Here is a 2,554-nt window from a genome sequence, read left to right as displayed (position 1 = left end):
AACTGAGTTAATACCAAATGAAAATTACAATGGTTCATAAGGTTCTCCAATTATAATCGGAAGATAAAAACCTTAAATATAATATACAAGGAGTTAGACAATCAAAAAGGCGTTATACCGCAGTTAATCGTCTGCAAAAAACATGTGTTTTTTGCAATTGTCGTAATTGATACTCTTTCTACAATTTAATAAAACTCTCCAAAAGTAAAATGTTGATTTAACAGCATTTTGCTTTTTTTTTCGTCTCTATTTTCCCTCTAAATTTAAATGTAAGAAACACATGTTTATTTCATCTCATTCATTTCCTACTAGATGATGATGCAGATTCCAAGTATGACATCGTATTTTTAATCGAATCATCAATCAATTGTTGATGAATTTGATGGCTTATTTTTAGGATATTGATTTGTATCATAACCGAAAAAGCTTATTTATGCACTAGGATACAAAAAAACATAATTTTTTTAGACACTGTCTAAGAAAGGGAGAGAAAAATGAAAAGAACAAAAAGTTTCATGCAACATTTCATATTGGGATTGCTGATTATATTAAGTAGTTTACTGTTACCCAATCAAAGAACTAACGCAGAAATAACCTCTGGCGGGCAAGAAATCAGCCTACCTAGCGCAAATAATAATTATGGCAATATCAACTATGGTTTAATGAATAATGAATTATCAAGCATCCTACTAACGCAACAAAAACCATTAGATTATTTAAACAATCTGGTCACTATTAATCAAGGAAATGTAGTGGTTTACCAAAGTTTTCAAGAGATGATGTCTAACACAAATGGCAGTAGTTCTGTAGCTAGTGGCACGGTTAATGATGTTACTTATTATCTCAAAAATGGTGGTATCAATCTCCAAACAGGCGCTTTATTCAATGTGAAAATTCGTTTTTATACTTCTGACAGTAGCCCTTTATCAATGAATTATTATCCGAATGATTCCATTACCTCAATAAGGTATCCTTCAAATATAAACAAGGCACCAATTGTTTGGATTGAACAAACAGCCCTAGATGCTTTCGGTAATCCAGTCCCTAACCTCAATTGGATTACCACTACCCAGTTATTCATATCTAATGAGGTTGGTGTCTTTAAATCATCTGAAGCACCCATTTTATTTAATCTTGAAAGAACCGTTTTAGGGCTAAATATAATATCTGAACCTGCTAGCGGCTCAACGATGACTTCTGATGGTTATTTGATTATGGGAGGGACTGGTAATGTAGGCGGATATGTTCCTAACATATATCATGGAAATGTTGGTTGGTCTGGAGGCGCATTTTACGCGAATACAACCACTGCCACTTTAGGGATTGGCGCTTCAAATTACGTTCAGGAAGTCTTGCCAAATTGGCCTACTGGACATACTGGCTTTGTTGTTCCTGGTACTTCCTACACAGTTCCCTATGCGAACGCTAGTAAAACACTATTGGAAATGACCAATTCAACAGATAGCTATGCCATTGCTGGAGCTCATACAGTAGGCATTATGTTTCCAGCTATTGAACCAAAAAAAATTATTTCTTATGTAGCGATTGACCCAATCACTGGAGAAAAAACGAAGCTAACGCCTCTTTCACCAGTTGACACACTTCCTAGTATACCAAAAGCAAATACAAAATTTGTAGCACCTACCACAGGACCTGCTATTGCTGGATATACCTATAAAAACTTGAAGATACAAGATGAAATAAGTCCAACTGGTAAAAGTACTTTTGCACATGGATATACCTATATTGAATATCAATATGCTAAAAATAGTAGCGTGAAAATCAACTATCAAGATGAGCTAGGAAACACAATTGCAGACACTGAAACATTAAAAGGAAATGTTGGAGATACATACGATACGACCTCTTTTAGAAAAGAAATTGGTGATTATGAACTTGTTGATCCATTACCAGCAGAAACAGGCGTCTATCAAGATCAACCAACAGTAATCACTTACCACTATTGGAAAAATAAATTGACGTTACATATCAAGCAAGTAGCGTTAAATCATTCTTCTGAATTAGTCCTACCAACAAAAGGCTATGTAACCATTAAAAATGTGAATAAACTTAAACCAGAGGAAGTTAGCTCTGTGTCTGAAGAAGTAAATATCTCCTTTCCATCTCAACTAAATGATATAGAAAATACTGGCAAATATAAAATAAATCGGAGTAAAACCCACGACTTTTATCAAGTGGACCTCTTGTTACCACAGTATTATCAAAACATGGGGTTCGTCTTAACAGATACAAAAGTTGTACATGATGAACAAAATAAACAGCCAGGGATGCCAATCTTTAACGGGCAAACAAAGACTGAATATTGGTTAACATTATATATTCAACCAAACACAACTAGTTTTAACCCTTACAGTTGGGACTATCAAATCGTAAACTAGCAGTGATGAAAAATAAGAATGAAAGCAAGATTATTTTTTTGTATTTTATGCCATGCAAGCAAACATACTAAGATTAGAGGGTAAAGTCATCGACGGATGACTTTACCCTCTATTTCCCTATTTTTAGGTATATAGTAAGAAGTGAAAGGAAGATC

The 2,554-nt window shown here is 34.2% G+C and carries 1 protein-coding gene; it reads left to right on the top strand.

Annotated features, from left to right (window positions below):
- Positions 1–494: 494 nt before the first annotated feature.
- Complete coding sequence (locus BMW29_RS13745) at positions 495–2,399, top strand: MucBP domain-containing protein (protein WP_092654326.1); 1,905 nt, start codon at positions 495–497, stop codon at positions 2,397–2,399.
- Positions 2,400–2,554 lie beyond the last annotated feature (155 nt).

It is taken from the genome of Isobaculum melis (assembly GCF_900111355.1).
Taxonomy (GTDB): Bacteria; Bacillota; Bacilli; order Lactobacillales; family Carnobacteriaceae; genus Isobaculum; species Isobaculum melis.
The sequence above is the reverse complement of the archived record's forward strand: the minus strand, read 5'-3'. Positions and strand labels throughout refer to the sequence as shown.

Bases quoted from the DNA above. Each gene is read 5' to 3' on its own strand.
- BMW29_RS13745 (WP_092654326.1), top strand. From the start codon at position 495: ATGAAAAGAACAAAAAGTTTCATGCAACATTTCATATTGGGATTGCTG.